This is a genomic window from Luteimonas chenhongjianii (assembly GCF_002327105.1).
In the GTDB taxonomy this organism is placed as follows: domain Bacteria; phylum Pseudomonadota; class Gammaproteobacteria; order Xanthomonadales; family Xanthomonadaceae; genus Luteimonas; species Luteimonas chenhongjianii.
On sequence record NZ_CP023406.1, the window covers coordinates 765,172 to 787,848 of the forward strand.

The window sequence follows — 22,677 nt, forward strand, 5'->3', positions numbered from 1 at the left end:
ACACATGGCTACCACCCCCCGCTTCATGCACACCACCGCACTGGCGTTCGGCATCGCCGGCGCGCTGGCTTTCGCCGGGCAGGCACATGCCGCCGGTTTCCAGCTCAAGGAAAACAGCGTCAAGTCGATGGGCAGCGCCTTCGCCGGCACCGCCGCCAAGACCGGTGACAGCTCGGTCGTGACCAACAACCCGGCAGTGATGACCCAGTTCGCAGGCACCACGGTGCAGGCCGACCTGACCGTCATCGACCTCAACTACGAATTCCAGGGCAGCGGTCGCGATGCGCTCGGCCGTCCGCTGACCGGCAGCAACGGCGGCAACGCCGGCGACGTCACCCCGGTGCCGGCACTGTCGGTCGTGCACAAGCTCGACAATGGCGTCGCGCTCGGCGCGATGATCAGCGCGCCGTTCGGCCTGAAGACCGAATACGACGCCGACTGGGTGGGCCGTTATGCCGCGCAGACCTCGGACGTGAAGGTCATCGACCTGACGCTGTCGGGTGCGATCGACCTGAGCGACCGCTTCTCGGTCGGCCTCGGTGTCATCGCTTCGCGCGCCGACGTCACGCTGTCGCGCGCTGTGGATTTCGGCGCACTGCTCGCGCAGGCCCGCGTCCCCGGCTTCCTGCCGCAGAGCGCGGACGGCCTCGCCGAGATCCAGGGCAAGGACAACGGCTTCGGCTGGATCGTCGGCGCGCACTTCCGTCCGACCGACACGGTGTCGGTCGGCGTGAGCTACCGCTCCGAGATCGATTACGAACTGCACGGCACCGCCGACTGGACCGTGCCGGGCAACGTGGCTGCGGTGCTGGGCCAGGCCCAGCCGGGCCTGTTCCTCGATGGTCCCGGCGGCGCCGATCTGACCACTCCGTCGATCCTCAACGTCGGTGCCACTTGGCAGGTCAACGACGCGCTGATGCTGTCGGCCACCTATGCCCAGACCGGCTGGGAATCGCTGCGTGAAGTCCGCATCGAGTTCGACAACCCCGATGCGGATTCGGTCGAGCCCTTCGAGTGGCGGGACACGTACTTCGCCGCCCTCGGCGCCGAGTACAAGCTCAACGAGAGCTGGAAGCTGCGCGGCGGCGTTGCGTACGACGAAACCCCGACCAACCTCGAGCACCGCACCCCGCGCCTGCCCGACGCGAACCGCATCTTCTATTCGCTCGGTGCGACCTGGACGATGAACGACGCGTTCGATGTGAACTTCGGCTACACCCGCATCGAACCGCGCGATCCGAAGATCGACACCACCAGCGGCGGCAGCCGCGTGACCGGTGGCTACGACGGCAACGCCAACCTGTTCGGCGTGTCGGCGCAGTACCGCTTCTGATCCACGCGCAAGCGTCTGGAACAGGAAAAGCCCCGCTTCGGCGGGGCTTTTTTTGTGTCGCGTTCCGGCGGGCGCGGAACGCGGTTGCCGGTGCAGTCGCGGCTGGCGCTGGCGCGACGCATCGTGTCCGGCGATGCGCCCGGGTCGACGCGTGATTGTGCGGGCGAGCCGCGATCCCGGCATCGCGCCGGCTCCGCCGGAAGCGCGTTCGCGCGCCACGGCGCCTCTCGTCAAAGCCTGCCGCGCGCGTCAGCGCGCCTGCGGAAGTGCGCCGCGGACTTTATGCGATCCGCGCCAGCAGCCATGCCCACGCCGGCAGCGTCACCAGCGACAGCAGGATGCCGTAGCCGACGAGCGCGGCGGCGAGCCGCGGCGCGAGGCCGGCGGCGATCGCCAGCGCCGCCGCGGTGATCATGCTCGGCATCGCCGACTCCAGCACGTTCGCCTGCAGCATCGTCCCGGTCATGCCGAACATCAGTGACAGTGGCAGCGCGAGCGCCGGCATCACCAGCAGTTTCAGCAGCAGGCCCGTCGCCAGCGGCCGGATCTCGTCGCGGGGCATGCGCAGCTGGATCGACAGGCCGACCGCCAGCATCACCAGCGGCAGCAGCGCACCGGCGAGATTCTCCAGCGCCGCGGCGATCCAGGCCGGCGGCGCGGCCGGCATCAGGGTCAGGCCGAAGGCCAGCGCCCACACCGGCGGGAAGCGCACGATGCGGCGCATGATGTCGCGCCAGCCCGGCGGTGTGTCACCGCTGTAGCGGGCGATGACCGTCAGGCCGAACGTCGACAGCAACACGAAGGTGCCGAACTGGTCGTAGACGACCGCGTAGGCGACCGCGTCCTGCCCAAGCAGCGCGGCCACCATCGGATAGCCGATGAAGCTGCTGTTGCACAGCGCCACGCACAGCACCACCACGGCGGTCTCGTCGCGGCCGAACCGGAGCCATCGCGCCAGCGGCAGCACCAGCGCGAGCGTTGCGATCGCGAGCAGCCATGGCGTCGCTGCCAGCCCCAGCAGGGCAGCGTCGAAGACGAGTTTGGGAACATGCACCAGCACCGCAGCCGGCAGGCACACATAGAGCACCACGAGGTTGAGCACCTCGGCGGCGTTGGCAGGCATGACCCGCAGGCGGGCGAAGAGCATGCCCAGCGCAAGCATCGCCAGGATCAGGGCAAAGGCGTCGAAAGCCATGGGCCGGCAGTGGCGTGGAGGGCGCCCGATGTTAGCGGGCGACGACGGCGATCGCGAAGCCGGGCGCAAGCCACGCCGGGCGCGAGGAAACCGAAGCGACGCGGACGCTGCAGAAGCAGAAGGCAGAAGACCGCAAGCGAGCGAAAAGCAAAACTCGAAAGCTCAACAGCCGACAAGCCGGCAAGCCGAGAGGGCCTGGACCGAGCGGAGAATCGAAAATCCGGTGTGCGGGGTGGAGCCTGAAGAAGCGAATGGACAGTGAAGGCGGCAAAGGCGTGGAAGAAACGAACGAGCGAACGAAGTGAAGGGCTCGAGGCGGTCTGCCAGTTGGCGTCGCCTGGAGCCCCTCTCCCTCCGGGAGAGGGGTTGGGGTGAGGGCACCCGCCACCACACCCACGCCGCAACGGCACGTCACTCGTGCAATCAACCGCTTCCACGCAGGAACCCCCGAGTGTCCAGCCGGGTTGCATCGCAGTTTGCGCGGCGCCATCAACCGACCCTCCAGTTGGCGCTGCCTGGAACCCCTCTCCCTCCGGGAGAGGGTTGGGGTGAGGGCGCCCGCCACCCACGCCCACGCCGCAACGGCACCTCACTCGCGCAATCAACCGGTTCCGCGCAGAACCCCCGCGTGTCCAGCCGGGTTGCACCGCAGTTTGCGCCGCACCAGCAACCGGCCCGGGCGCGATGAGCATCGTCAGCCGCCGAAGCTTCGCCTCGTCGCCGGGCTCACCCGTTCCGGCCCGCCAGAGCATGGCGGGCTTTCGCGCACGAAGCCCTGCTTCGTTGCCGTGCTTACTCGCCCAGCGTCAGCAGGGAAGCGTTGCCACCGGCGGCGGTCGTGTTGATGGTCACGGTCTTCTCGGTGGTGAAGCGCGGCAGGTAGTGCGAACCGCCGGCCTTCGGCCCGGTGCCCGACAGGCGCTGGCCGCCGAACGGCTGCACGCCGACCACGGCACCGATCTGGTTGCGGTTGACGTAGACGTTGCCGACCCGCGCGCGCGCGGCGATCTTCTCGACCGTCTCGTCGATGCGCGAGTGGATGCCGAGGGTCAGGCCGTAGCCGGTGTTGTTGATCGCCTCGATGACCGCGTCGAGCTGATCGGCCTTCCAGCGGACCAGGTGCAAGGCCGGGCCGAAGTTCTCGCGCTGGAGCTGCGACAGCGACTGCAGCTCCCAGGCGCGCGGCGCGAAGAAGGTGCCGTGGGCGGTTTCCGGGCCGAGCGGCGTGGTCGCGATCAGGCGCGCCTCGCGGGCCATGCGCTCGGCGTGCGCGTCGAGCATGCGCAGCGCGTCGGCATCGATCACCGGGCCGACATCGGTCGACAGCAGGGCCGGATCGCCGACGGTGAGCTCCTGCATCGCACCGGCGAGCATGCCGATCACCTTGTCGGCGATGTCGTCCTGCACGAACAGCACGCGCGCGGCCGAACAGCGCTGGCCTGCCGAGGTGAACGCCGAGGCCAGCGCGTCCTTGACCAGCTGCTCGGGCAGCGCCGAGGAATCGGCGATCAGCGCGTTCTGGCCGCCGGTCTCGGCGATCAGCGTGCCGATCGCGCCATCGCGCGCGGCGAGCGCACGGTTGATCGCCAGCGCGGTGGCGTTGGAACCGGTGAACACCACGCCGGCCACGCGCGGATCGCTGGTCAGGGCCGCGCCGACCGTCGCGCCGTCGCCGGGCACGTACTGCAGCACGTCCTTCGGAATGCCGGCTTCGTGCAGCAGCTTGACCGCGACATGACCGATCAGCGTGGTCTGCTCGGCGGCCTTGGCGATGACGGTATTGCCGGCGGCGAGCGCGGCGGCGATCTGGCCGGCGAAGATCGCCAGCGGGAAGTTCCAGGGGCTGATGCACACGAACACGCCGCGACCCGACAGCTGCAGGCTGTTGGATTCGCCGGTCGGGCCGGGCAGCGCCTCGACGACGAACAGGCGCCTCGCCTCGGCGGCGTAGTAGCGCAGGAAATCCACCGCCTCACGCACTTCCGCCACGCCATCGGGAATGGTCTTGCCGGCTTCGCGCGTGCACATGGCGATGAACTCGGCGGTGCGCGCTTCCATCAAGTCGGCGGCGTGTTCGAGGATCGCCGCGCGCGATGCCGCGGGCACGGCGTTCCACTCCGCATGCGCATCGGTCGCGTTGCGCAGCGCCTGCTCGACGGTCGCGGCGTCGGCGGCCTGCCACTGGCCCACGCGAACGCGGCGGTCGGCCGGGCTGGTGACCTCGGTGGTGTCGCCGCCGCCGGTCGCGCCCGGCACCAGCGGGCCGGCGGTCCAGGGGCCGGTGGCGGCCTGGATCTGCTCGGCAAGCGTGGCGAGTTGGGCATCGTTGGCGAGGTTGACGCCCATGGAGTTGCTCCTGTCTTGGGACTGGCTGCGGTAGAGATCGACCGGCAGCGGAATGCGGGGATGGGGAATGGATTCGAAACCGGCGACCACCTCGACCGGGTCGCGGATCAGGTCGTCGATGGCGACGTCCTCGTCGCTGATCCGGTTGACGAAGCTGGAGTTGGCGCCGTTCTCGAGCAGGCGACGCACCAGATAGGGCAGCAGGTCCTCGTGCGAGCCGACCGGCGCATAGACCCGGCAGGGCACGTCGAGGCGGTCGGCCGGAATAACCTCGGCGTAGAGGTCGTCGCCCATGCCGTGCAGCTTCTGGAATTCGTAGGGCTTGGCGCCACGCGCGGCCGCGGCCGGATGCATCGCCAGCGCCAGCCTGTGCACGGCCGCGATGGTGTGCGCGTTGTGGGTGGCGAACATGGGATAGATCGCATCCGTGGCCGCGAGCAGCCGGCGCGCATTGGCCAGATAGCTGACGTCGGTATTGGGCTTGCGGGTGAAGACCGGATAGCCCGGGAGGCCTTCGACCTGGGCGCGCTTGACCTCGCTGTCCCAGTACGCGCCCTTGACCAGGCGGACCGGGATGCGGCGTCCGTGCATGCGCGCAAGCGCCGCGATCCAGTCGATCACGAACGGCGCGCGCTTCTGGTAGGCCTGCACGACGATGCCGAAGCCCTGCCAGCCGGCGAGCGAGGCATCGCTATAGGCCGCCTCGATGACGTCCAGCGACAGCTCGAGGCGATCGCTTTCCTCGGCGTCCACGGTCAGGCCGATGCGGTGGCGGCGGGCGCGCTGCGCGAGGTCGAGCAGCCGCGGCGCGAGCTCGGCGACCACTCGCTCGCGCTTGGCATGTTCGTAGCGCGGATGCAGCGCGGACAGCTTGACCGAGATCGACGCCGCGCCGATCTCAGCCGCCGCATCGGCGATCGCGGTGACGTTGCCCTGGCGGCTGGCGTGGTGGGCGCCGATCGCTTCGATCGCGTCCTGGTAGGCCTTCAGATAGCGGTCGGCGTCGGCCTGGGTCAGCGCGGCTTCGCCGAGCATGTCGAACGAATAGCGATAGGCGGCGTTGTCGCCCTTGCGGCTGCGCGCGAGCGCTTCGCCGATCGTGCGGCCCATGACGAACTGGTGGCCCATGATCCGCATCGCCTGGCGCACCGCCAGGCGGATCACCGGCTCGCCGACGCGGCCGACCAGGCGCTTGAATGCGCCGTGGACATTGCGCTTGGTCTCGTCGGCCAGGTCGACCAGGCGCCCGGTCAGCATCAGGCCCCAGGTGGACGCGTTGACCAGCACCGAGTCGGACTGGCCCATGTGCCTGCGCCAGTCGGCCTCGCCGAGCTTGTCGCGGATCAGGCGATCGGCGGTGTCCTCATCGGGAATCCGCAGCAGCGCCTCGGCCACGCACATCAGCAACACGCCTTCCTCGCTGCCGAGGTCGTACTGCTGCATGAAGGCTTCGATCGCGCCACGATCCTGTGCGCGCAGGCGCACCCGGCGGACGAGATCGGCCGCCGTCGCCTGGATCGCGGCGCGGTCGGCATCGGGCTGGCGCGCTTCGGCGAGCAGCGCATGGACGCGTTCGGTTTCGTCGCCGGCCCAGGCCGCGGTGATCGCGGCGCGCAGCGGCTGGAGGGAGGTCGCGGGGGCGGCGGGCGACAGGCTGGCGTTCAAGTAATGCGACCGGCAGGGACAGACGCGGAATTCTAGCCTGCCGACGGCGCTCGCCACTGTGCGGAACCCGCCCGGAGCCGCGCCCGCCGGACGCGCGTTCAGACGCCTGCGCGGCGTCCACGGTCGCTCGCAAAGTGGGCGCACGAATGGGTACACAGCGCCCCCGGTCGCCAGCAGTCCCCGCTGCCGGGACACGCATCGCCGTCCCGCGATGCTCCCGCAGCGCCTCGGGCGTCCCCCGGTGGCCAACGCCCGCTCTGCGGGTGTGCCGGGACAACACCTGGAGTCATGCTTGCCCCTGCCCGCGACGGGCGTCGCCGCCAGGTGGTCCGTCGCCTATTTAGGCGCCGTAGCAATCGCCCGGGGAGATTGGCCGAGCCGATGCAGGACGAGCGTCGGCTCGGTGGGCGCCAAGCCTCCACCGTAGCCACCCTGACTTGCGGGGGCAGGGCGTACGCAGGGCGAGCGTTCCTTCGAGGGACAGTGCCGAAGTTGCGGCGACGCAGCAGCGAACGCCTGGCGCGGGCGCCAAGTTGCAGAGGTGACTGTCTTTAAAGTCTGCCAAAAAAGCGCATTTGCGCCCAATGTCTTCGAAATTTCCAGAGCAGATCCGTCCCGAGTCCGGATCATGCGCTTGCCGGATCGCGGCTCTCCGAAGCTGAACAAGGCGCTGCGACGGGGCGGGCGAGGCGCGGCTTGCCCCTGTTGATTGCCGACAGCTACCATTCATTCGTTATTCGCAGTACGCCGCCGCTCCTGCGTTGACTTGCCGGCACCTCAAAACCGGGCAAGGACGGACGCGTTCCCGCCAGCACAAGGCCAGCTCAGGTATGGGGTCCGATGTGAAGCAAGCCTGTCGTTTGAAACAGTGGATGGGGGGCGCAGCCGCGCTTCTGGTGTCCGCAGGGGCCGGGGCACAGTCCGCCGACCCCAAGCCGTGGCAGCTCAACATGGGCCGCGGTGTCACCACCACTGCGCAACATGCCTATGACGCCCACATGCTCGCGTTGTGGATCTGCGTGGCGATCGGCCTGATCGTGTTCGGTGCGATGGCGGTGGCCATGTTCCGCTTCCGCAAGTCCCGCGGTGTCACCCCGGCGCAGTTCACCCACAACACCACCGCGGAGATCATCTGGACGGTGGTTCCGATCGTCATCCTGGTGGCCATGGCGGTGCCCGCGACGCGCAAGCTGATCGCGATGTACGACACCCGTGATTCCGAGATGACCGTCAAGGTCACCGGCGTGCAGTGGATGTGGCGCTACGAATACATGGGCGAGGACGTCAGCCTGACCAGCCGCCTGGATCGCGAGAGCGACCGCCTGCGCCAGGACCGCAACGTCACCCGCGCCGAGCTCGACGCCCACCCCCATTACCTGCTCGACGTCGACCACCCGCTGGTCCTGCCGACCAACACCAAGATCCGCTTCGTCGTCACTGCCGACGACGTGATCCATTCCTGGTGGGTGCCGGCGCTCGGCTGGAAGCAGGACGCGATTCCGGGCCTGGTCAACGAGGCCTGGACCGAGATCCTCGAGCCCGGCATCTACCGCGGCCAGTGCGCCGAGCTGTGCGGCAAGGATCACGCATTCATGCCGATCGTGGTGCGCGCCGTGCCTCGCGAGGAGTTCGACAGCTGGCTCGCTGCCGAAAAGGCCCGGAACGCACCGGCGGCGCCCGCCCCCGCCGCTCCGGTCCCGGCCGACGCCGCGCCTGCGGCATCCGAGGCAGCGCCGGCCCAGGCCGATGCCGCCACGCAGTTCCCGTCCGCCCCCGCCGCTCCCGCGGCCGGCTGATCGATCGAGGCACACCGCACATGTCGACGCATCCCGCAACTGCTGACGCGCACCACCACGACGATCACGGCCACACGCAGGGTTTCGTCCAGCGCTGGTTCTTCTCCACGAACCACAAGGACATCGGCACGCTGTATCTGCTGTTCTCCTTCATGATGTTCATCATCGGCGCGGCGATGAGCGTCATCATCCGCGCCGAACTGACCGTCCCCGGGCTGCAGTTCGTCGACCCGATGTTCTTCAACCAGATGACCACCATGCACGCGCTGGTGATGATCTTCGGCGGCGTGATGCCGGCCTTCGTGGGCCTGGCCAACTGGATGATCCCGCTGCAGATCGGCGCGCCGGACATGGCGCTGCCGCGCATGAACAACTGGTCGTTCTGGATCCTGCCGTTCGCGTTCACGATGCTGCTGATGACGCTGTTCCTGCCCGGCGGCGGCCCGGCCAGCGGCTGGACGCTCTACCCGCCGCTGTCGCTGCAGGGCGGCAGCAACGTGTCGCTGACCATCTTCGCCATCCACATGATGGGCATCAGCTCGATCATGGGCGCGATCAACGTCATCGCCACGATCCTCAACATGCGCGCGCCCGGCGTGGACCTGCTGAAGATGCCGATCTTCTGCTGGACGTGGCTGATCACCGCGTTCCTGCTGATCGCGGTGATGCCGGTGCTGGCCGGCGCGGTCACGATGCTGCTGACCGACAAGTTCTTCATGACCTCGTTCTTCAACGCCGCCGGTGGCGGCGACCCGGTGATGTACCAGCACATCTTCTGGTTCTTCGGGCATCCCGAGGTCTACATCATGATCCTGCCGGCGTTCGGCATCGTCTCGGAGATCATCCCCACCTTCAGCCGCAAGCCGCTGTTCGGTTACCAGGCGATGGTCTACGCGACGGCGGCGATCGCGTTCCTGAGCTTCATCGTCTGGGCCCACCACATGTTCACGGTGGGCATGCCGCTGGGCGGCGAGATCTACTTCATGTTCGCGACCATGCTGATCTCCATTCCCACGGGCGTGAAGGTCTTCAACTGGGTCTCGACGATGTGGCGCGGCGCGCTGACGTTCGAGGCCCCGATGCTGTGGGCGATCGCGTTCGTGCTGCTCTTCACCATCGGCGGGTTCTCGGGCCTGATGCTCGCGATCGTGCCGGCCGACTTCCAGTACCACGACACCTATTTCGTGGTGGCGCACTTCCACTACGTGCTGGTGACCGGTGCGCTGTTCGCGATCATCGCGGCGACGTACTACTGGTGGCCGAAGTGGACGGGCCGCATGTACAGCCAGTTCTGGGCGGGCGTGCACTTCTGGTGGACGATCGTCTTCGTCAACCTGCTGTTCTTCCCGCAGCACTTCCTCGGCCTGGCCGGCATGCCGCGGCGCATTCCCGACTACAACGTCGTGTTCGCCGACTGGAACCTGATCAGCTCGATCGGCGCGTTCGGCATGTTCGTCACGCCCTTCATGATGTTCGCGATCCTGCTGCATTCGAAGCTGCGCGGCGCGCCGGCCGCAGCACGTGCATGGGAAGGCGCGCGCGGGCTGGAGTGGACGGTGCCGTCGCCGGCGCCGCACCACACCTTCTCCAAGCCGCCGGTGCTCAAGCCCGGCGACCTCGCCCACGACGACATCAGCCACTGAGGTCGCCGCGATGCCGACGCCCACCCCTGATCCCGATCTCGCCGAGCGCCGCCGTCGCGCACGGCGCACGGCGGTGATCATCGCGGTGATCGCGGCGGCGGTGTACCTGGGCTTCATCGCGCGCGGGGTGCTGCTGGCATGAGCAACGATCTGCCGGGGCAGGCGCCCGATAACCGTCCGAAGTCGAAGACCTTCGGCATCGGCAAGCTCGTCGCGATCTCGATCGCGGCGTTCGCCTTCACCTTCTCGCTGGTGCCGCTGTACCGCATCGCGTGCGAGAAGGTGTTCGGCATCCGCCTGGAGAACAGCGCTGCCAGCGCGCCGGCGACCAGTGCCACACCGGGCGAGCGCTGGGTGACGGTCGAGTTCGACGCGACGGTGAACTCGCGGCTGCCCTGGTCGTTCCGTCCCAACGAGACCCGCATGCGGGTGCGGGTCGGCGAGCAGTACGAGACCACGTACTACGCGCACAACGACAGCAACAGGCCGGTCGTCGGCAGCGCGACACCGTCGGTGGCGCCAGCGCGGGCGTCGGGATTCTTCCAGAAGACCGAGTGCTTCTGTTTCACCGCGCAGACCCTGCAGGCCGGTGAGACCCGTGACATGCCGGTCCGCTTCATCATCGATCCGTCGTTGCCGCAGGACGTCAACACGGTCACGCTGAGCTACACATTCTTCAAGAACGATGTACTGACCTCGCGTCTGGCCGCCCAAGCGGCGCCGGCACGCGGCAATCCGGGCGTGGCCGCGGCGCCCTGAGCCGCACCACGCCTTCCGAAAACCACGATCCGGATACCGCCATGGCCCACGCCAAGCCCGAGCAGGACCCTGACATCTACTTCGTTCCCCATGACAGCAAGTGGCCGGTGTTCGCTTCGGTCGCCCTGTTCGTGACGATGCTGGGCCTCGCCAGCTGGTTCAACGAGGCCAGCTGGGGCCGGCCGATGTTCTTCGTCGGGATCGCCGTGCTGGCGCTGATCCTGTTCAAGTGGTTCGCCGACGTGATCCTCGAGTCCGTGTCGGGCTACTACAACAGGCAGGTGGACGTGTCGTTCCGGATGGGGATGGTGTGGTTCATCTTCTCGGAAATCATGTTCTTCGCCGCGTTCTTCGGCGCGCTGTTCTATGCCCGCACGCTGTCGTTGCCATGGCTGGGCGGCGAAGGTTCGGGCGCGATGACCAATGCCGTGCTCTGGGACGGCTACAGCGCGGCCTGGCCATCGGCTGGCCCGGGCGCCGTGGGTGGCGCGTTCCAGACCATCCCGGCCTGGGGCCTGCCGTTGCTCAATACGCTGATCCTGCTGGCGTCGGGCATCACGATCACGATCGCCCACCATGGACTGCGCGCTGCGCATCGCACCCGCCTGCTGGTGTTTCTCGGCGCGACGATCCTGCTCGGCTCGGTGTTCCTGTTCTTCCAGATCGAGGAATACGTGCATGCCTACCGCGATCTCAACCTGACGATGGGATCGGGCATCTACGGTTCGACGTTCTTCATGCTGACCGGCTTCCACGGCGCGCACGTGACGCTCGGCACCATCATGCTGATCGTGATCTGGCTGCGCTGCTACCGCGGGCACTTCACCCGCGAGCATCACTTCGCGTTCGAAGCGGTCGCCTGGTACTGGCACTTCGTCGACGTGGTCTGGCTGATCCTGTTCCTGTTCGTCTACGTCGTCTGAGCGCGGCGGGATCGGGGAACCGGGATTGGGGTGTCAACGCTACGCAGGCGCGGCCGTGAGGCCGGCGCCCGTCTCCCGTGTGCAGTGGCGGGCGTCAGCCGCCTACGCCGTGCGGTTTGATCCAGCCCATCCAGATCGCCAGCATCACCAGCAGGATCAGGCCGACCGACAGGCCGATCCGGCGCGTCAATGCCTTGACCGTGCGATCGGTCGTGCCCTTGTCGGTCATCATGTAGTACAGCGCGCTGCCCAGATTCCACAGGATCAGCAGCACGAAGGCGATGATCAGCAGGGTCTTGAGCGAATCGTTCATCACCATCGCGGGCTCCATGGGCCTGTGCGCCAGGGGCGATTATTGCAGCCCGGCGAGCCGCGCGCGTGAGCCCGGGCCTGACCCGCGTCGTGGGCTGGAGCGCAGCAGCGGTGCTCATCGTCGCCTTCGCCTCGCTCGGCCAATGGCAGCTGTCGCGGATGAGCCAGAAGCAGGCGACCGTCGATGCCGTTGCCGCCACGCTCGCGTCCCGCGACGCGGTGCCGCTGGCCGCCGCCGCCGACCCCGCGCGCGCGCGGAGCTATGACTGGAGCGCCGGGCGCGGCCGCTTCGTCGACCGCGCGGCCTTCGTGCTCGACAACCAGATTCGCGCCGGCATACCCGGGCTGCGGGTCTATCGCTTGTTCGCTCCGGAGGCCGGCCCACCGTTGCTGGTCGACCTGGGCTGGACCGCGCTGGTCGACCGGGGCACGCGGTTGCCGGACGCGGCCATCGTCCGCGGCGACGGTCTGCTCGGCCGCGACCTCGAACTGCGCGGACTGCTCGCGCCGCCACCGTCGCCGGGGCTTGCGCTGGGCCCGGCCCTGGTGCCCGGAGACGCGGTGCTGATGACCCGTGTGGAGCCCGCCGCAATCGCCGCCGAAGCGGGTCTGGACGCGCTGCCACCGCGGGTGCTGCGGCTCGATCCCGCGCTCGATATCGGCTACCAGCGCGATCTCGATGTGCTGCCCAATACGCTGTCCCCGGACAAGCATCTCGGCTACGCGGTCCAGTGGTTCGGGCTGGCGGCTGCGGTGTTCGTCATCGCCCTCGTACTCACGATCCGGAACCGCCGTCGATGACCGCTCCTCGCGTCGAACCGCCACTGCCACCCGTCCAGCGCGACCGCAACCGTTGGCTGCTGGTGCTGATCCTGGTGCTGTTCCTCGGCAGTGCGCTGATCGCGGGCGCGTTGCGCTTCTCCGGCTGGCGCCCCGCCGGCATGCAGAACCGCGGCGAGTTGCTCAATCCGCCGGCCGACCTGCGCGGCCAGACCCTGCGCCTGAGCGACGGGACGGTGTACGACTGGCGCCCGGTCGAGCGCCACTGGCGCATCCTCGTCGCGCCGCCGGCGGACTGCGCCAGCGACTGCGTGGAACTGTCGCGCCAGCTCGATCTGGTGTGGCAACTGTTCGGCCGCAACGCCGACCGCGTCGACATCCTGTGGGTCGGCGAGGTGCCCGAGGGCGCGATCCGCAATTCCGCCTGGCGCGTCGTCGAAGCTGACCGGAACTTGCGTGCGACATTACCGCGCGTCGACGGCGGCACCGGCGAAGCGGACAATGGCGTCCCCGCCTACGTCGTGGACCCCAACGGGTTCGTGATCCTGCGCTACGCCCCGGGTTTCGATCCGGGGGATCTGCGCGGCGACATGGCCAAGCTGCTGAAACTCAGATGACCCACAGGCTTCCTGCGCACGCGACGGCGTTCCGACCGGCGACCCACAAGCATTTCCACCGCATCGCGTGGCTGGCGGCGGCGTTGACGCTGTGCGTGATCGTGTTCGGCGCATTCGTGCGCCTGTCCGATGCCGGCCTGAGCTGTCCGGACTGGCCGACCTGCTACGGGCGCGCCGCATGGCCGCAGGCGGCCTCTGAGGTCGTCGACCACGCGGCCACCGCGATCCGCGAGTTCGAGTCGGACAAGGCCTGGCGCGAGCAGGTGCACCGCCATCTCGCGGCGACCCTGGGCGTGCTGGTGCTGGGCCTGGCGTTGCTGGCCGCGCGCAGGCGCCGCTACGGCGTGCTGCAGGTGCTCGGCGCCTCGTTGCTGGTCGCCCTCGCCATTCCGCTGTACATGCAGGGCCATGTGATGGCCGCGCTCGGTATCGCGGCGCTGGGCGAGGCGCTGTTGCTGTTCGCGGCGCTGCGCTGGTCGAACATCGACCTTGCGCGGGCGGCGGCGCTGACGCTGGCGGTGGTGATCTTCCAGGCGCTGCTCGGCAAGTGGACGGTCACCATGCTGCTCAAGCCGGTGATCGTCATGGGTCACCTGCTCGGCGGAATGCTGACGTTCTCGTTGCTGGTGTGGATGGCCTGGCGCGCGACCATGCAGCCGATCGTGCTGGTCGATGCGCCTGCGCTGCGACGCTGGACGTTCGGCGCGATCGGCCTGCTCGCCGTGCAGATCGCGCTCGGGGGCTGGGTCAGCGCGAACTATGCGGCGCTGGCCTGCGGCGCCGGTGGCTGGGTCACCGAATCCCACCATTACGTCGATTTCCCCAGGTGCGTCGGCGAGTGGTGGCCGCAGGCCGATTTCCGCGAGGGCTTCGTGCTGTGGCGCGGGGTCGGCGTGGACTACGAGGGCGGCGTGCTCGACGGTGCGGCGCGGATCGCGATCCAGCTCGCCCATCGGGTCATGGCGATCGCGGTGTTCGCCTACCTGATCGCATTTTCCGTCCGGTTGCTGCGCACGCCCGGGCTGCGTGGCTGGGCGATCGCGCTCGCACTGCTGACCTGCGCGCAGGTCGTGCTGGGCATCCTCAACGTCAAGCTCGCGTTGCCGCTCGCGGTCGCGGTCATGCACAACGCCGGCGCCGCGCTGCTGCTGTTCGTGCTCGTGTCGCTGCTCGCGCGTCTGAAGCGGCCCGACTGATGGCGCATGTCGCGGGCCAGTACTGGGAGCTGACCAAGCCACGCGTGGTCGCGCTGATCGTGTTCACCGCGCTGGTCGGCATGTTCCTCGCCGTGCCTGGACTGCCGCCATTGCGCGAGACCGTGTGCGGTCTGCTCGGCATCTGGCTGGCGGCCGCCTCGGCAGCGGCCATCAACCACCTGATCGACCAGCGCATCGACAAACTCATGGCCCGGACCGCGAACCGTCCGCTGGCGACCGGGACATTGCGTCCGGTGCAGGTGCTGGTGTTCGCGCTCGCGCTCGGCGCGCTCTCGATGGTGATCCTGACGTTGCTGGTGAACGCGCTGACGGCCGCGCTGACCTTCGCCTCGCTGATCGGCTACGCGGTCATCTACACCGGCTTCCTCAAGCGCGCGACGCCGCAGAACATCGTCATCGGCGGGATCGCCGGTGCGGCGCCGCCGCTGCTGGGCTGGGCCGCGGTGACCAACATGCAGGGCCAGTGGGACTGGGCGCATGCACTGCTGCTGGTGCTGATCATCTTCGTGTGGACGCCGCCGCACTTCTGGGCGCTGGCGATCTTCCGCCGTGAGGACTATGCGCGTGCACTGGTGCCGATGCTGCCGGTCACCCATGGGGTGGCCTACACGCGTTGGCAGATCCTGATCTATACCGTGCTGCTGGTCGTGGTCACGCTGCTGCCGGTCGCGATCGGCATGAGCGGCGTGTTCTATCTCGGCGGTGCCGTCGTGCTGGGGCTGGTGTTTCTCTGGTACGCCTGGCGCATGCTCGATCCGCCGGACGAGTTCTTCGCGATGCGGATGTTCAACTATTCGGTCGTCTATCTGATGGCGCTGTTCGCGTTCCTGCTGATCGACCACTGGCTGCTGCCGTGGTTGCCGGGCGCTGGCGCGGCTGCAGGCGGACTCGACTTCCAGCGCATCGGCTGAAGCCGCGCGACGCTCCGGCGGGCGCGAGCCCGCCGGCGCAGTCGGCGTCAGGCCTTCTTCGCGGCCTTCTCGGCCCGCTTTTCCTTCATCGTCTTGACCGGTTTCTTCTTGGTCTCTTTCTTCTTGTCGAGGCTCTTGGCCATCGTTGCGCTCCGCTGGGGGTCCTTCGGGCGGCGGCGGAACGGTGTTCCGTGCCGGATCTGATCCGGCATGCCGCCGGATCACCGCGCATGCTACGCCGAGTTGCGCGGTGCGCCCACGTCGGTCGCCTGGCCGGTCGCCGATCGCAGCGCCGTGAGCGCGATGCGCGCCGCGTGCAGCCCCGCCCGGGATGACGCGAAGCGCATCCGCTTGGCCTTGCGATCCCGCCGGACGCAGCGCCGGGGAGGTGCAGGCCGGGGAGGGAGTTGCCGCGATCAGCCGCCTGCGACGATCGTCGAGGTCGGCGTGGCCTGTAGGCAGGCCTCCGGGTCACCGTCGAGGCCGGCCGGCATCTCGCAGGCACGCGGTGCGAAGTCCAGCGTCGCCTGCCAGCCGGCACGGCGCGCTGGAGCCAGGGCGACATCCACGTAGACCTCACGAATGGTGATCCGTGCGGTCTGCGGCGCAGCCGCGTCCGGACCCCAGGCCTGCAGCGTGTGCGCCAGCGCCGGGTCGAGCAGGCGGTTGGCTTCAAGCAGTGCCCGCGTGCGGGCGACCGCGTCGGGGTGCTCGCCCGCGCCGCCGCTGAGCTGGATGTGCACCCCGACCAGCATGCCGTCGCGCTGCCTGAAACTGACCCGGTCGGCCGGCAGGAGAATCTGCTGGCCGCCCGGCAACCGCAGGCTGACGTCACGCGGCTGCGCGATCGTGTGCGCCTCGGCGGGGACGCCGCCGGTCTGCGGCCAGGCCAGGTCGACCTGTTCGGCGACCGGCGCGCTCAAGTCGATGTGCAACGGCTTGACGAGGGCGGGGGGCGTGTCGATCTTCGCGCAGGCGCCGAGCAGCAGGGCGGCCGCAAGCGCCAGGCCTGCGCCGGGTCGGGCGGAATGCGGGAAAAGCGTGCGGAACATGGTCTTCACCTGTAAAAAAGGGCCGCCGTGCCGATCCATCTGCGCGGATTCCGGTGAGCGCGATGCTGGTTGGCCGATCGCCGGCGCGTGCGCCTGTTGTCGGCCGGTCCCCGGCCGGCATCAGACCTGCGAAGGGGTTAAGGCGCCGTCGCGGTGGAGCGGCGAGAGGCGGCTCGAAGCGTCGGGATATTTCAGCGGGCACTCTGGGCCAGCAGTTCACGCAGGGTCTGTTTGCCGGAGGCGTCGAGCGTGCCCTCGCGCTGCTGGGCCAGAAGGTCGTCGATCCGTTGCTGCAGCGCCTGGCGGTCGAGCTGGCCGATGACGTCGCGCAGTTCGACCTCCCACGAGGATTCCTCGCCGGCCAGTGGCATGGTCGCGAGCTTGCGCAGGGCCGGGGCCTCCTCGCGCTCGTCGAACTGCGCCAGCAGCACGCCGGTGGTGATCTCGGGGCGCACGCTGGCGATGGCGATCAGCTCGGTCAGCAGTTCGATGCCGGGCTGGCGCAGCGCGACGAACGGATACGGCGGCGGCAGGCCGGCGGCGAGGCCGGGCTTCTGCAGCAGCAGGGCGATGGCGTGGCGGACCAGGCTGCGACGGGGCGGCGGCGCGCCGCGTCCACCGCGCGCCGGGCGCAGCGGTGGGGGGGGCTGAGTCGCCTGCACGGCAGCGCCAAGGCCGGTGAGCTCGCCCAGCCGCAGCCGCATCAGGTCGGCGAAGGCGCCGTCGGGAATCTGCGCCAGCATCGGCTTGGCACGTTCGGCCAGGCGTGCCTTGCCGTCGAGCGTCGCCAGGTTGATGGCCTCGCCCAGGGTGTCGAAGAAGAACGTCGACAGCGGCGTCGCCCCCGCCAGGCGCGCCTCGAAGCCGGCGGCACCCTCGCTGCGCACGATGGAGTCGGGATCCTCGCCGTCGGGCAGGAACAGGAAGAAGGCCTGGCGACCGTCGCGCATGCGCGGCAGCACCGATTCCATCGCCCGGGTGGCCGCGCGGCGGCCGGCGGCGTCGCCGTCGAAGCAGAAGAACACGTCCGGCGCGTTTCGGAACAGCAGTTCGGCGTGGTCGGGCGTGGTCGCCGTGCCCAGGGTCGCCACGGCCTGCGGCACGCCGAACTGGAACAGCGAGACCACGTCCATGTAGCCCTCGACCACGATCAGGCGCTCGATCTTCTGGTTGGCCTGGCGCACCTGCCACAGGCCGTAGAGCTCGCGGCCCTTGTGGAACAGAGGCGTCTCGGGCGAGTTGAGGTACTTGGGCGAATCCTCGGGCTTGAGCACGCGGCCGCCGAATGCGATCACCCGGCCGCGGCGGTCGTGGATCGGGAAGATCACCCGGTCGCGGAACTTGTCGTAGCTGTGGCCCCGTTCGTTCTTCGACAGCAGGCCCACCTTCTCGAGTACGGCGATGCGGCGCGGATCGTCCTTGCCGAGCGCGTCCTTGAGGGTGCTGAAGCCATCGGGCGCATACCCGATCGCGAAGGTGTCGCGGATCCCATCGTCGAGCCCGCGCTCGTCGAGGTATCTGCGCGCCGCGTCGTTGCCGGCGAGCTGGCGGACGAAGAACCGCGACGCCGCCTCGAGCGCGTCGTACATCGGCGCGCTGTCGGGCCGTGCCTCGCGCTGCTGGGCGTCGCGCGGGATTTCCATGCCGGCGCGCTTGGCCAGCTCGTCGACCGCATCGAGGAACTCGAGGCGGTCGTAATTCATCAGGAAGCTGATCGCCGTGCCATGGGCGCCGCAGCCGAAGCAGTGATAGAACTGCTTGGTCGGGGACACCGTGAAGCTCGCCGAGCGTTCGTCGTGGAAGGGGCAGCGCGACGAATACTCCTTGCCCTGGCGTTTCAGCGGCACGCGCGCGTTGATCAGCTCGACGATGTCGGTGCGCGCCAGCAGGTCGTCGATGAACGCGTCGGGGATCCGGGCCATCAGTGGCGCTCCCGCAGGCGTGGCCGTGCCGGGGGACGGGGTCGCCGGGCGGTGGAGCAGGAGCGGAAGGCGCGGTGCATGCGGGTAATAGGATGCCACGCCACACGCGCCTTGCCGCGATCGGCCGTGCTCAGGAGGCGGCAGGCGGCCCGCTTGCCGCGGCGCTGGCGGCCTTGCGTTCCGCGCGCTGCCGCAGCTTGCGGTCGACCGAGGCGCGGCGATGGCGCTCGTCGATGACCGCAGTGATCAGGGCGCCGACGAAGAAGATCGTCGCCGCGTAGTACATCCAGATCAGCAGGATCACCAGCGTGCCGAACGAGCCGTAGGCGCTGCCGGGGGCGGCGTGGGTGATGTAGATGCCGATCACCCAGCGTCCCAGCACGAACAGCAGCGAGGTGATCACGCCGCCGAACAGGGCCTGGCGCCAGCGCACGCGGCGGTCGGGCAGGTAGTGGTAGAGCAGGGCGAAGGCCAGCGAGTAGATCACCAGCATCAGCGCATTGCCGACCAGCGGTAGCAGCGTGGGCACGTTGGCGAAGATCACTTCCAGGGCGGTCGTCATCAACGTCGACACCAGCACCAGGAAGCCGAGTGCGAACACCACGCCGGCCGAGAACACGCGCTTGCGCAGGAACACCATCAGCCCACCCGGCAGGCGGTCGCCGTCGGTGTGGAAGATCAGGTTCAGCGTGCCCTGCAGTTGGGCGAAGACCACGGTCGCGCCGACGAACAGCAGCAGCGTGCTCCAGAGCCCGGCGAGCGAGCCGACATCGGGCTGCTCTTTCGCGTTCTGGATGACGGTGGTGGCGACCGTCTGCGCGCCTTCGCCGGCCAGCGATCCGATCTGCGCCAGCAAGGCCTCCTGCGCGGCCGGATACAGCGATGCCGTGATCCACAGCACCAGCACCAGCATCGGCGCCAGCGAGATCAGTGTGTAGAACGAAAGCGAGGCCGCCTGGGTCAGCAGGTCCGCATCGACGAAACGCTTCACCAGCGCGGCGGGCAGGCTGTCCTCGATGATCTCGACGCGTCGGTCGATGCGGCTGCGCAGACGGCCCCAGCGGGTGTGGCGGACGGGTGCATCAGGGTCGGGCTGGTCCTGCGGTGTGCTCATGCGGATCGGTCTTGGGGCCGGCGGGCGCGCAACGCGTGCGTCCCCTGCGGCGTTGCCGTCACCTTAGGTGCGATGCCGTTGCGCGGCGTGACGATCTGCGAGGCGGTCAGACGGTGCCGGCGGCGAGGGCGCGCAAGGCGTCGCCTTCGAGCCGCTGCACGGTCCAGCCCGGCTGCGGCGCTGCGCCCAGCCGGCGGTAGAAGGCGAGGGCCGGGGCATTCCAGTCGAGCACGGTCCACTCGAAACGGCCGCAGCCGCGTTCCACCGCGAGCGCGGCGAGATGCCGCATCAGCCGCGCGCCGATACCGCGCCCGCGATATGCGGGCCGCACGAACAGGTCTTCGAGATACAGGCCGCGGCGGCCGACGAAGGTCGAGAAGGTGTGGAAGAAGAGCGCGAAGCCCGCGGCCTCGCCATCGGCTTCGGCAATCACCACCTCGGCTGCGGGCGCGGGGCCGAACAGCGACGCGGTGAGCACCGCTTCGTCGGCAACGACCGCATCGGCGAGCCGTTCGAAGTCGGCCAGCTCGCGGATCAGCGCAAGCACCAGCGGCACGTCGCCCGGCCGGGCCGGGCGCAGGGCGATGCCGTCGGCGGCCATCAGTTCGACAGCGACTGCTTCACCAGGCGCGAGACCACGCCCATGTCGGCCTTGCCGGCCAGCCTGGGCTTGAGCACGCCCATCAGCTTGCCGATGTCGTTGGGGCCGGCGGCGCCGGATTCGGCCTTGGCCGCTTCGATCTCGGCCAGGATCTCGGCCTCGCCCAGCTTCTCGGGCAGGTAGCGTTCGATGACGACAATCTCGTCGCGCTCGACCTGGGCCAGGTCCTCGCGGCTGGCCGCTTCGTACTGGCTGACCGAATCGCGCCGCTGCTTGACCATCTTCTCCAGGACCGCCAGCACCGCGGCATCGTCGAGCTCGATGCGCTCGTCCACCTCGCGCTGCTTGATCGCCGCGAGCATCAGGCGGATCACGCCGAGCGCGTCCTTGTCGCCGCCCTTCATCGCGGCCTTCATGTCTTCGGTGAGTTGCTGCTTCAGGGTCATGGGACGTCTCCGGGGGCGGATGGGTGCGGGCGGGGCGGATCCCGGCATACGCCGGACACGACAAAAAGCCGGCGGCGCAGTGCGCTGCCGGCTGTTTGCGTCATCAAACGATCGAACCGGACGCGGACGCCCGGCGCGCGCCGATCAGTACAGGCGCTTACGCTTGGTGACGTCGCGCGAAACGCGGCGCGACTGGCGCTTCACGGCGGCAGCGGCCTTGCGCTTCCGCTCCTGGGTCGGCTTCTCGTAGAACTCGCGCTTGCGGGTTTCGGCGAGCACGCCTGCCTTCTCGCAGGTGCGCTTGAAACGACGCAGCGCAAACTCGAAGGGCTCGTTTTCGCGGACTTTGACGCTAGGCATGGAATCTCCGGGGACTTGAACGTCCGGCACGAATGTGTAGCCGGATCGAATCGAATGCGTGTTTCGACCGGACTCCAGCCCGGCGAGCCGCGTATCATAGCCGCGTCCCGGTCGGCGGTGCAAGCCGCCCCCGGTGCCGCGGCCGGCGCGGCCTTCCATCCGCTTCCCAGGCAAGTGCATCCATGAAAGTGCTCGGCATCGAAACCTCCTGCGACGAGACCGGCGTGGCCGTCTTCGACACGGCCATCGGCGGGGCGGCGGGCCTGCGCGCGCATGCGGTCTACAGCCAGATCGCGCTGCACGCCGAATACGGCGGCGTGGTGCCGGAACTGGCCAGTCGCGACCACGTGCGCAAGCTGCTGCCGCTGATCCGGCAGACCCTGGCCGAGGCCGACCTGTCGACCCGCGATCTCGACGGCGTGGCCTATACCGCGGGGCCCGGCCTGGTCGGCGCCTTGCTGGTCGGCGCCGGCGTCGCCCGGTCGCTGGCTTGGGCGCTGGACGTGCCGGCGATCGGGGTCCACCACATGGAAGGGCACCTGCTGGCGCCACTGATGGAAGATGCGGATCCGTTGCTGGGCCCGCCGCAACCGCCATTCGTCGCGCTGCTGGTCTCGGGTGGCCATACCCAGCTGGTCGCGGTCGACGCGATCGGCGTCTACCGTCTGCTCGGCGAGACTCTGGACGATGCCGCCGGCGAAGCCTTCGACAAGACCGCCAAGCTGATGGGCCTGCCGTATCCCGGTGGCCCGCAACTCGCGGCGCTGGCCGAGCACGGCACGCCGGGCGCGTTCCGCTTCCCGCGACCGATGACCACCCGGCCGGGCCTGGACTTCAGCTTCAGCGGGCTCAAGACCCAGGTGCTGCTGGCCTGGCAGGGCAGCGACCAGTCCGAGGCGACCCGGGCCGACATCGCCCGCGGGTTCGAGGACGCAGTGGTCGACACGCTGGCGATCAAGTGCGCGCGCGCGCTGGACGCGACCGGCTGCAACACCCTGGTCGTCGCCGGCGGCGTCGGCGCCAACACCCGCCTGCGCGCGAAGCTGCAGGCCGATGCGCAGCGGCGCGGGGGCCGCGTGTGTTTCCCGCGTCCGGCGCTGTGCACCGACAACGGCGCGATGATCGCGTTCGCCGGTGCGCTGCGTCTCGAGGCGGGCCAGTCCAGCGATGCCGCAGTTCACGTGACCCCGCGCTGGGACATGGCGACGCTGCCGCCGCTTGCCGCAGCCTGAGCGCGGCGGCGTCGCGTCGCTGCCGCTAAGCTGCGGGCTTTCCGCTACGCGCATCCGGCCCCCAATGGACCACGTCTTCATCGAAGGCCTCGAGATCGAGGCCCTGATCGGCATCTACGACTGGGAGCGGCGCATCCGCCAGCCGCTGGTGTTCGACATCGAGATGGCGTTCGACAACCGCATTCCGGCGGCGAGCGACGACATCGCCGACACGCTGAACTACAAGGCGGTCAGCAAGCGCCTGATCGAGTACGTGTCGGCGTCGGAATTCGGCCTGGTCGAAACGCTGGCCGAGCGCTGCGCGGCAATCGTGATCGAAGAGTTCAATGTCGCTTCGGTACGATTGAAGCTCAGCAAGCCGGGCGCCGTGCGTGGAGCACGCGCCGTCGGCGTCCAGATCCAACGCACGCGCAGTACCTGATCGTGGCCCCCGGCGCGGCGGTCCGCGCAGGA

Annotated in this window: 21 protein-coding genes; 12 read left to right on the top strand and 9 right to left on the bottom strand. The window is 69.0% G+C overall.

Features of this window, described 5'->3' with window-relative positions; translation table 11 throughout:
- The first annotated feature begins 4 nt into the window (after window positions 1–4).
- A complete protein-coding gene (locus tag CNR27_RS03455; protein ID WP_157745244.1) occupies window positions 5–1,333 on the top strand; it encodes an OmpP1/FadL family transporter in 1,329 nt (442 codons plus the stop codon).
- A 280-nt stretch (window positions 1,334–1,613) separates the two neighbouring features.
- On the opposite strand, the gene CNR27_RS03460 is transcribed toward CNR27_RS03455, so the two are convergent.
- A complete protein-coding gene (locus CNR27_RS03460; protein WP_096296952.1) occupies window positions 1,614–2,528 on the bottom strand; it encodes an AEC family transporter in 915 nt (304 codons plus the stop codon).
- Between the two features lie 792 nt (window positions 2,529–3,320).
- On the bottom strand, window positions 3,321–6,539 hold the full coding sequence (gene putA, locus CNR27_RS03465; RefSeq protein ID WP_096296953.1) for a bifunctional proline dehydrogenase/L-glutamate gamma-semialdehyde dehydrogenase PutA: 3,219 nt from the start codon (window positions 6,537–6,539) through the stop codon (window positions 3,321–3,323).
- A gap of 830 nt (window positions 6,540–7,369) precedes the next feature.
- Here putA and coxB point away from each other — a divergent pair.
- From coxB to CNR27_RS03485, 5 genes are read left to right on the top strand one after another with little or no spacing between them, the layout of a single operon-like run.
- A complete protein-coding gene (gene coxB / locus CNR27_RS03470; protein WP_096296954.1) occupies window positions 7,370–8,335 on the top strand; it encodes a cytochrome c oxidase subunit II in 966 nt (321 codons plus the stop codon).
- Window positions 8,336–8,355: 20 nt separating this feature from the next.
- The gene (ctaD, locus tag CNR27_RS03475) at window positions 8,356–9,978 is read left to right on the top strand and encodes a cytochrome c oxidase subunit I (RefSeq protein ID WP_096296955.1); all 1,623 of its coding nucleotides are present in this window, start codon (window positions 8,356–8,358) and stop codon (window positions 9,976–9,978) included.
- 10 nt (window positions 9,979–9,988) lie between these two features.
- Window positions 9,989–10,120: a hypothetical protein gene (locus tag CNR27_RS15800; protein ID WP_255409780.1), complete on the top strand. Its 132-nt coding sequence runs from the start codon at window positions 9,989–9,991 to the stop codon at window positions 10,118–10,120.
- Window positions 10,117–10,737 (top strand): cytochrome c oxidase assembly protein, encoded by a 621-nt coding sequence (locus tag CNR27_RS03480; RefSeq protein WP_096296956.1) that lies wholly within the window; start codon window positions 10,117–10,119, stop codon window positions 10,735–10,737. Before CNR27_RS15800 ends, CNR27_RS03480 begins: the two co-directional genes overlap by 4 nt.
- A gap of 41 nt (window positions 10,738–10,778) precedes the next feature.
- Window positions 10,779–11,660: a cytochrome c oxidase subunit 3 gene (locus tag CNR27_RS03485; RefSeq protein WP_096296957.1), complete on the top strand. Its 882-nt coding sequence runs from the start codon at window positions 10,779–10,781 to the stop codon at window positions 11,658–11,660.
- A gap of 94 nt (window positions 11,661–11,754) precedes the next feature.
- Here CNR27_RS03485 and CNR27_RS03490 read toward each other — a convergent pair whose 3' ends face one another.
- The gene (locus CNR27_RS03490; protein WP_096300236.1) at window positions 11,755–11,973 is read right to left on the bottom strand and encodes a twin transmembrane helix small protein; all 219 of its coding nucleotides are present in this window, start codon (window positions 11,971–11,973) and stop codon (window positions 11,755–11,757) included.
- 65 nt (window positions 11,974–12,038) lie between these two features.
- On the opposite strand from CNR27_RS03490, the gene CNR27_RS03495 reads away from it, so the two are divergent.
- From CNR27_RS03495 to cyoE, 4 genes are read left to right on the top strand one after another with little or no spacing between them, the layout of a single operon-like run.
- Complete coding sequence (locus CNR27_RS03495) at window positions 12,039–12,773, top strand: SURF1 family protein (RefSeq protein WP_096296958.1); 735 nt, start codon at window positions 12,039–12,041, stop codon at window positions 12,771–12,773.
- The gene (locus CNR27_RS03500) at window positions 12,770–13,369 is read left to right on the top strand and encodes a hypothetical protein (protein ID WP_096296959.1); all 600 of its coding nucleotides are present in this window, start codon (window positions 12,770–12,772) and stop codon (window positions 13,367–13,369) included. The genes CNR27_RS03495 and CNR27_RS03500 overlap by 4 nt, the downstream gene beginning before the upstream one ends.
- Window positions 13,366–14,565 carry a COX15/CtaA family protein gene (locus CNR27_RS03505; RefSeq protein WP_096296960.1) on the top strand — a complete coding sequence of 400 codons (1,200 nt, stop codon included), beginning with the start codon at window positions 13,366–13,368 and terminating at the stop codon, window positions 14,563–14,565. Before CNR27_RS03500 ends, CNR27_RS03505 begins: the two co-directional genes overlap by 4 nt.
- Window positions 14,565–15,497 (top strand): heme o synthase, encoded by a 933-nt coding sequence (gene cyoE, locus CNR27_RS03510; protein ID WP_233580243.1) that lies wholly within the window; start codon window positions 14,565–14,567, stop codon window positions 15,495–15,497. The genes CNR27_RS03505 and cyoE overlap by 1 nt, the downstream gene beginning before the upstream one ends.
- 416 nt (window positions 15,498–15,913) lie before the next feature.
- Here the strand turns inward: cyoE and CNR27_RS03515 are convergent, their stop codons facing one another.
- From CNR27_RS03515 to rpsU, 6 genes are all read right to left on the bottom strand, one after another.
- Entirely contained in the window at window positions 15,914–16,549 is a 636-nt protein-coding gene (locus CNR27_RS03515; protein WP_096296961.1) for a hypothetical protein, read from the bottom strand.
- A gap of 191 nt (window positions 16,550–16,740) precedes the next feature.
- Complete coding sequence (gene dnaG / locus CNR27_RS03520) at window positions 16,741–18,471, bottom strand: DNA primase (RefSeq protein WP_096296962.1); 1,731 nt, start codon at window positions 18,469–18,471, stop codon at window positions 16,741–16,743.
- Window positions 18,472–18,601: 130 nt separating this feature from the next.
- Window positions 18,602–19,585 (bottom strand): YihY/virulence factor BrkB family protein, encoded by a 984-nt coding sequence (locus CNR27_RS03525; protein ID WP_096296963.1) that lies wholly within the window; start codon window positions 19,583–19,585, stop codon window positions 18,602–18,604.
- Between the two features lie 106 nt (window positions 19,586–19,691).
- On the bottom strand, window positions 19,692–20,186 hold the full coding sequence (locus tag CNR27_RS03530; protein WP_096296964.1) for a GNAT family N-acetyltransferase: 495 nt from the start codon (window positions 20,184–20,186) through the stop codon (window positions 19,692–19,694).
- Complete coding sequence (locus CNR27_RS03535; RefSeq protein ID WP_096296965.1) at window positions 20,186–20,632, bottom strand: GatB/YqeY domain-containing protein; 447 nt, start codon at window positions 20,630–20,632, stop codon at window positions 20,186–20,188. Before CNR27_RS03535 ends, CNR27_RS03530 begins: the two co-directional genes overlap by 1 nt.
- 144 nt (window positions 20,633–20,776) lie before the next feature.
- Window positions 20,777–20,992, bottom strand: coding sequence for a 30S ribosomal protein S21 (gene rpsU / locus CNR27_RS03540; protein WP_055251159.1), 216 nt, complete (start codon window positions 20,990–20,992; stop codon window positions 20,777–20,779).
- Window positions 20,993–21,174: 182 nt separating this feature from the next.
- Here rpsU and tsaD point away from each other — a divergent pair, with 182 nt between their 5' ends.
- The gene (gene tsaD, locus CNR27_RS03545) at window positions 21,175–22,224 is read left to right on the top strand and encodes a tRNA (adenosine(37)-N6)-threonylcarbamoyltransferase complex transferase subunit TsaD (RefSeq protein WP_096296966.1); all 1,050 of its coding nucleotides are present in this window, start codon (window positions 21,175–21,177) and stop codon (window positions 22,222–22,224) included.
- A gap of 64 nt (window positions 22,225–22,288) precedes the next feature.
- Window positions 22,289–22,645 (top strand): dihydroneopterin aldolase, encoded by a 357-nt coding sequence (gene folB, locus CNR27_RS03550; protein WP_096296967.1) that lies wholly within the window; start codon window positions 22,289–22,291, stop codon window positions 22,643–22,645.
- The last annotated feature ends 32 nt before the right edge of the window (window positions 22,646–22,677 follow it).

Coding starts and splice junctions, on each gene's coding strand:
- CNR27_RS03455 (WP_157745244.1), top strand. CDS start 5: ATGGCTACCACCCCCCGCTTCATGCACACCACCGCACTGGCGTTCGGC.
- CNR27_RS03460 (WP_096296952.1), bottom strand. CDS start 2,528: ATGGCTTTCGACGCCTTTGCCCTGATCCTGGCGATGCTTGCGCTGGGC.
- coxB (WP_096296954.1), top strand. CDS start 7,370: ATGGGGTCCGATGTGAAGCAAGCCTGTCGTTTGAAACAGTGGATGGGG.
- ctaD (WP_096296955.1), top strand. CDS start 8,356: ATGTCGACGCATCCCGCAACTGCTGACGCGCACCACCACGACGATCAC.
- CNR27_RS15800 (WP_255409780.1), top strand. CDS start 9,989: ATGCCGACGCCCACCCCTGATCCCGATCTCGCCGAGCGCCGCCGTCGC.
- CNR27_RS03480 (WP_096296956.1), top strand. CDS start 10,117: ATGAGCAACGATCTGCCGGGGCAGGCGCCCGATAACCGTCCGAAGTCG.
- CNR27_RS03485 (WP_096296957.1), top strand. CDS start 10,779: ATGGCCCACGCCAAGCCCGAGCAGGACCCTGACATCTACTTCGTTCCC.
- CNR27_RS03490 (WP_096300236.1), bottom strand. CDS start 11,973: ATGAACGATTCGCTCAAGACCCTGCTGATCATCGCCTTCGTGCTGCTG.
- CNR27_RS03500 (WP_096296959.1), top strand. CDS start 12,770: ATGACCGCTCCTCGCGTCGAACCGCCACTGCCACCCGTCCAGCGCGAC.
- CNR27_RS03505 (WP_096296960.1), top strand. CDS start 13,366: ATGACCCACAGGCTTCCTGCGCACGCGACGGCGTTCCGACCGGCGACC.
- cyoE (WP_233580243.1), top strand. CDS start 14,565: ATGGCGCATGTCGCGGGCCAGTACTGGGAGCTGACCAAGCCACGCGTG.
- CNR27_RS03515 (WP_096296961.1), bottom strand. CDS start 16,549: ATGTTCCGCACGCTTTTCCCGCATTCCGCCCGACCCGGCGCAGGCCTG.
- dnaG (WP_096296962.1), bottom strand. CDS start 18,471: ATGGCCCGGATCCCCGACGCGTTCATCGACGACCTGCTGGCGCGCACC.
- CNR27_RS03525 (WP_096296963.1), bottom strand. CDS start 19,585: ATGAGCACACCGCAGGACCAGCCCGACCCTGATGCACCCGTCCGCCAC.
- CNR27_RS03530 (WP_096296964.1), bottom strand. CDS start 20,186: ATGGCCGCCGACGGCATCGCCCTGCGCCCGGCCCGGCCGGGCGACGTG.
- CNR27_RS03535 (WP_096296965.1), bottom strand. CDS start 20,632: ATGACCCTGAAGCAGCAACTCACCGAAGACATGAAGGCCGCGATGAAG.
- rpsU (WP_055251159.1), bottom strand. CDS start 20,992: ATGCCTAGCGTCAAAGTCCGCGAAAACGAGCCCTTCGAGTTTGCGCTG.
- tsaD (WP_096296966.1), top strand. CDS start 21,175: ATGAAAGTGCTCGGCATCGAAACCTCCTGCGACGAGACCGGCGTGGCC.
- folB (WP_096296967.1), top strand. CDS start 22,289: ATGGACCACGTCTTCATCGAAGGCCTCGAGATCGAGGCCCTGATCGGC.